Source organism: Caldanaerobius polysaccharolyticus DSM 13641 (assembly GCF_000427425.1).
GTDB lineage: Bacteria > Bacillota > Thermoanaerobacteria > Thermoanaerobacterales > Caldanaerobiaceae > Caldanaerobius > Caldanaerobius polysaccharolyticus.
Genome location: NZ_KE386493.1, coordinates 1 through 6,423, shown reverse-complemented (window position 1 = coordinate 6,423; position 6,423 = coordinate 1). Strand labels below are relative to the sequence as shown.

General features: G+C 37.7%; 2 protein-coding genes and 1 pseudogene. All 3 read right to left on the bottom strand.

What is annotated here, in order from left to right; genetic code table 11:
• A pseudogene (locus CALPO_RS12775) lies at positions 1–328 on the bottom strand (hypothetical protein); the annotation flags it as partial.
• A gap of 673 nt (positions 329–1,001) precedes the next feature.
• Positions 1,002–1,595 (bottom strand): polysaccharide deacetylase family protein, encoded by a 594-nt coding sequence (locus tag CALPO_RS12770; RefSeq protein ID WP_084295071.1) that lies wholly within the window; start codon positions 1,593–1,595, stop codon positions 1,002–1,004.
• 128 nt (positions 1,596–1,723) lie between these two features.
• On the bottom strand, positions 1,724–5,686 hold the full coding sequence (locus CALPO_RS12765; protein WP_051585735.1) for an endo-1,4-beta-xylanase: 3,963 nt from the start codon (positions 5,684–5,686) through the stop codon (positions 1,724–1,726).
• Positions 5,687–6,423 lie beyond the last annotated feature (737 nt).

Genomic DNA, 6,423 nt, shown 5'->3' with positions numbered 1-6,423 from the left:
TGGGAAATGGGAAACTGAATACCAAATACTCTACGCTCAGTATTATGGTGTTTTTAAACACTTGCCAAAACGTCGGATCAGTCCAAAACATTTTAAAATATCTTAAGCCCACCCACTCTGTACCATAGACAGGCCCCCCAGGATAAAATTTTCTAAAAGCTATAACGTTTCCAAACATCGGAATATACCTGAAAATCACATAGTAAATCAATGGCAATATTAAAAGACTATACAGCTGCCAATCCTTTTTAACAGCGGTTAAATTTTTTCTTAGTATAACGTATCTCATGCTCCTCGGCCTTATAGCGTTATATACCTCTGCTTTCATCCGATTCCCTCTTTCTTATTAGATTTGTCTTGGTAAGCACATCACATAACCCTATACAGCTTACCCCCCTTTCATTTTATATCAATTCACACCTTTTTAAAAAAACTTTATTAAGTTTTCATTTTCATTTTAACTCTCTATAAAAATGTTTTCAAAGTCCAAATTTGGTCAAATTTATTCAATTTCACTGAATATTTGCCGTTTTTTTTTTCTAGAATTTTTCTCACGATCTCTTGCTTTTTCTTTGCTTTTTACATGCACTTACAAAAAAAGGCCCTAATCGGCCTTTTTATCTAAAAAGATCTATTATCTTTTAGAATAAACCTTATCATACTCCGCTGTAAAAACATTTTCATAGTCTAAATTCAGTTAGATTAGCCGAATATTGCTGTTTTTTTAAAAATACCTTAATTTTGATGAATGGTGTAATACGTTTTATTTAATGAACAATTTGCAAAGCGCGAAATCGAAAACCTTAGAAGACTTCCTAATACATCAATCGCATATTCGATGTTTCCGCAATGTACATGTACCTCTCAACACCTGTATTACTTCCATGCTTTTAACATGCACGCCTAAACCTACGTACAGTAATAGGCTGCCGGATGTTTTCCAACAGCCTTAACTTCTTTATTGTAAATAAATTGAACTCTCACAGTAATTTTATAAGCTCCTAACGCATAGCTAGCAACTCGCTTACAGTAACAAATTCATACCCTTTGTTCTGTAATTTATGAAGGACAAAAGACAAAGCTCCCAGAGTATTTTCACGCCCCTCGTGCATCAATATTATCGAATTACCACCGATATTCTTTTCTACGCGATGGATAATATTTTCGCAACTTATCCCTTTCCAATCCAATGAATCTAAATCCCAAAGGATTATTTTAAGTCCCAGCTTTTGAGCAATATCTTTGACGTTATCGTTAAAGGCTCCATAAGGAGGTCTGAATAACGTCACCCTCTGCTTTATGATACTGTAAACATCTGTTAATGAACGCCGTAATTCTTCCTCTATTTGTGACTCTTGCATTTCCATCATGTTTTTATGGCTATAGGAGTGGATGCCAATTTCAAATTTATTATCATTTAGTAACCTTAAAAGCTCGGGATTTTCTTCAACATTTTTCCCCACCACGAAAAAAGTAGCTTTAGCATTATATTTTTTTAATATATCAATGTATTTCTGTGTGTATTTATAGTCAGGGCCATCATCAAAGGATATAGCAACCTTAAAGTTGTTGCACCCAGGATAAATCAACATCATACCCTCCTCGCATAAATTTATCAGCCTTTCACTGCCCCCACAATAAGACTCTTTCCAACATGATCACTGAATAACACATATATAATGAAGCCGTTTGCGTATTAAGCAAGGCTCGTGCTTTTCAAGTTCTAAAAACTACCGGATTTGTCCAATATTCTATAAATCACTACTGCGGCTTCTGCTCTTGTGGCATTCTCTTTCGGCGCGAAGAGATCACCAGATACACCCTCCATTATGCCAGCCTTTTTCGCATTTGCTACGGCTTTCTTAGCCCAATCACTTACCCGATCATCATCAGCAAATGTAGTCTTACTAAATTGCTCTTCATCGTATGATGTAAGTTTACCAAATGCCCTCATTGATATTGCCGCTATTTCTTCACGCGTTATATAGTCATTTGGCCTCATTCTCTTCCCGTCACCAAGCATTATACCAGCTTCATAAGCCGCCTCTATTGCATTGGCATACCAATCTCCTGCCTTAACATCGATAAATTCTCCTTTGTACTCTCTTTCTGGTATTCCAAGAAGCCTCGTTATCATAGCCGCAAATTCTGCTCTTGTTACGGCTTTATCGGGTGCAAAGTTTTTACCGTCTATACCTTTTGCTATGTGTCTTGAAGCAAGTACTTCGATGGCATCTTTGGCCCAGTGGTTCTTTACATCCGCAAAAGTCTTGTCATATTCAAAGGCCGCATATATTGAGGAATTATTTGCTTCAAATGTTATTACATTATCATCTTTATCTATCTTCCCTCCTATATATTCCCATTCACCCGTTGCTTCATTATAGAAGTATACGCCTACTTTTCTCAAATCATTTATACCAGACGTAGGCACATCTAACGTTATTTCTAAAGGCTTTAATATCTTTACATCTTCGTTTCCCGCTTTTATTAATACGTCAAGCGCATTTGTAACAGGGATAAAGCCTGACGTCCTGTCATATTTACCATTGTCTTTTATGCTTATTTTTATATTGCCACTAACATTGCTAAGATCCAGAGAACCTCTAGATATTGTAGCAGATACAAAGCCTGACTTCACTATTATTTCTTTATTAAGGTTTTTAGCAGCGTTCAGCACTGATACAGGTATTTCTAATACTTTCTGCAATGTTGTTCCTATATTACTTATATCAAATGTTATAACATTACTACTGCTATTTTTTACAACATTCAAAGCTTCAATTTCATTAAGCACAAGTGTAACCGTATCAGCGGTTTTTGTAACCGTACCCATATCGCTACTATTTCTTTCATTATCGCCAAGATTGTTACTGTTACTACCTGACCTTGGCAATTGTCTTGTATCTACAAGCATAAGATTGCCAAATCCGGAAGTATCCTGCCACGAATTACCGCTAGCATCGCACCATGTCACAATGCTGGTCCTTCTACCTGAAGCATCAGCGTCGTTCACTTGCACGTCAAATCCGAGTATTTGGCCATCAGTTGGTGTTATAGCTGTAAAAGGAATTGCTTCTTCTACTATATAACCAGTAGAGGTTTTACTTGTCGCTGATTTAAAACCTTGAGAATTAGTACTTCCACCAAAGCTCTGTTCATTATCGTAGTTAACCCTGTATTGCCCATCATCATTTTCATAATAAGAGGTTTTATGGTCATTTTGATCAAGAAAAACTTCTACAGAATCCTGTTCATATGGGTTAGGACTTGATTTATTTAAATTACTATCAGTAACCTCTGCTAAAACATAGAGATAATGGTTATCCCACATAGTCCTTACCTTAGCTGTCGCGCCTGATGTTCCTTGTACCCATACATTTGTATTTATAACATTGGCTTGATCCCAAATACTGTCTATCTTTCCGTCTATCGTAGGCGTCCCGTACATTGCCTCTGTGATTTGTGATGGTTTTGATAAAGTTAAATCACCATAATACGCCGTACTAACATCTTGAGCGTTGCTATAATCGTTCCATACAGCTATTGAATCTACAGTGCCTGACCCTTTATCGTCATTTACCCTCACATCAAATCCTATTTTAGCCCCAACCTGGGGATTTACATCACCTAAAGGAATGGCTGCCTGAACAGTATATCCATATTCATCGCTTTGAACGTAATGTGTTATATCAGAACTCCCAGAATTGTCCCGGTAGATTATATAGTGTTTATCATCTGGCTGATAAGTAGTTGACTTATCGCCATTTTTATCTACGAATAACTCTATGCTGTCATTGGCAGCAGGGGTATTATCCACTACCTGCGCTAATACGTATAGGTTTTTCGAATCCCACAAGGTCTTAACCTTAGCCGTAGCTCCATTTATACCCTTTACAAAGGTATTAACATTAAGCGATTTTGCCGTTATCCAATCTTTATCAACACCTGTTCCAATGCTTGGAGATCCTTGTGACGCTTGTGCTGCTTGTCTGTTTACAGCAGCTTTATTGGGATCTACTATCGCCCAATAGGCGGGCTTAGCCTGGAGATTAGAATCAAAAAGTAATGGCGCATTGGGTTGACTTAACCATGTAACATCATCAGATACACCCCAAAATACTACAGCGGTAATATACTGTTTTTCCTGTTTTAGCACGTCAAACAGTTGTTTATACAATCTCGCCTGCCGCAATAACGCATCTTGAGATACATTGCCCTGCATATTCATATCAAGTTCAGTGATTTGTATTTGTACGCCCAGTGATGCAAATTTTTCTATAGAAGCTTTTATATTGTCGACATTTGAATTAATATTAATATGCATTTGCATACCTATGCCATCAACAGGAATTCCTTCATCTTTTAATTTTTTAACAAGGTTATACATGGCTTGGGTTTTTGCTCCATTATTTTCAATATTGTAATCGTTTATAAATAATTTTACATTAGGATCGGCTTCATGAGCGTATTGAAAAGCCTTTTCAATGTAATCCGGCCCTATAATCTGCAACCACTTTGAATTTCTGAGGTTGCCATTATCATCAAGAACTTCATTTACTACATCCCATGCAACTATAGGATTATTTGAGCTGTACTTTGTCTTGAAATGATTTAATACTGTGGTGATATACGTCTGTAACCTTTGAAGCAAAAGATCTCTAGATGCAGGTTTAGACGGATCCGAAGGATCCTGGAAAAACCAATCAGGGACCTGATTGTGCCACAATAAAGTGTGTCCCCTCATCTTCATATTATGCGCTATAGCAAAATCTACTATCGCATCTGCATTATTGAAGGTAAAATTCCCTTCGGTTGGCTCTAAACTTATTGGTTTCATCGCATTTTCCGCAACCAACATATTAAAATGTTTTGCAACCAGTTGGGAATGGGGATCTGAATCAGCCAGTCTATTTGGTTCTACTGCAACTCCTATTGGGAAGTAATCCGAAAATACGGAATGCAAATCAGGTATATTCTCTTGAATCTTAGTTGAGGTTGAAGCAGCTTCACCGGTTACGGTAAAATCGTCAATGTAAAAATCCAAAGTAGGATTAGGTGTTTCAACATATATATTAATTCCACTGTAGTTACCCGTAGGTAAAGTAAAAGTTCCTTTAATCTCCACCCATTGACCTTGATCAACAGTAACTGGATCATTGACCTGTATGTAATTAGGAGATCCTTCGGTTGGTGTCGCCTTGACAGTAGCCTTAAATTGTTCCGTAGGATTAATTCCACTGTTATACTTCACCCAAAAATCAACGCTGTATTGCTTACCTGGGACTATTTTCCCCAGCAAGTTATAGCTTGGACCCATCCAACTGGATGTTCTCCCTGTGGTTTTTAGGCTGTAGTCTCCACTATGGTGTTCCTCACTCACAGAAGAAACACTGCACCCACCAGTACCTGTCCAACCAGCTGCACTTCCATTTTCAAATGTAGAATTATCAACTACATTTTTTATCATCGGAGCATCCAAAGGAGTAATGGTCACATCATCGATATAATATTCCAGCGTAGGGTCTGGCGATTCCACATACATAAATAATTCTGTTAATGTGCCATTATAACTTAAAGTGTACGATCCAGATATTGTAGTCCATGAACTTTCGTCTATAGGTTTTTGCCACGCTATCGTATCATAGTAACTACCTGTATCTCGTATAATATGATTTGTAATCAACCAAAAAGGTCGACCTTTAACAAGATTAATAAAGAACCTTGATATTTAAATATTATTTCATTAAATTTCACCATGATTAAATCTATCAAGTGCCACTTGATACCTATGCATACATCGCATAGCTACTATCTATGTTTGGGAAGATGGGTTGTCAAGCTCGAACGCAGTGAGTTCATTTTAGGCTTGACTACACATCGACCAAACATATAATCCTCACTGCGATGTATGCTCGATTGCTGCATTTTGTATTGTACTACACGTATTCCCTCTTTCTTCTTCAGGTTGTCTCTGTTAAACTATCTCTAGGATTTGGTTCAGGGTCGCTCTGGATCTCCCCTGAAGACCCTTCTTTAGGGTACTTCTCGAAAAAGACTGCACCCCTGGGATTACTCGTTTAGTTCTAACTCGCTTGCTGTCCATGTCTTACTCTTCCGTATATCTCAGCATCCATACGGTGTATCCTATGGGTATTGACATAGTTCTGATACCGCGAGGCTGTTTCTCGGTAATCTGTCAGGGATCAACCTGGTACTGGTCTCAAATTTTTTGTGAAAGGAGGAATTTACGTGCCCAGTACTTTATTCGTCGGTATCGACGTCAGCAGTCAATCTAATTCTGTTTTCTTTATTGATCAAGATGGCAATAACCTCATTAAGAAGCCTTTTTCGGTTTCTAATGATACCCCAGGTGCTGATTCTATCATCTCTGAGGTGATCTCCCATGCTAAAGCTATTGAT

What these genes read in the sequence shown, in the direction of transcription:
- CALPO_RS12770 (WP_084295071.1), bottom strand. Translation starts at nt 1,595, where the DNA reads ATGATGTTGATTTATCCTGGGTGCAACAACTTTAAGGTTGCTATATCC.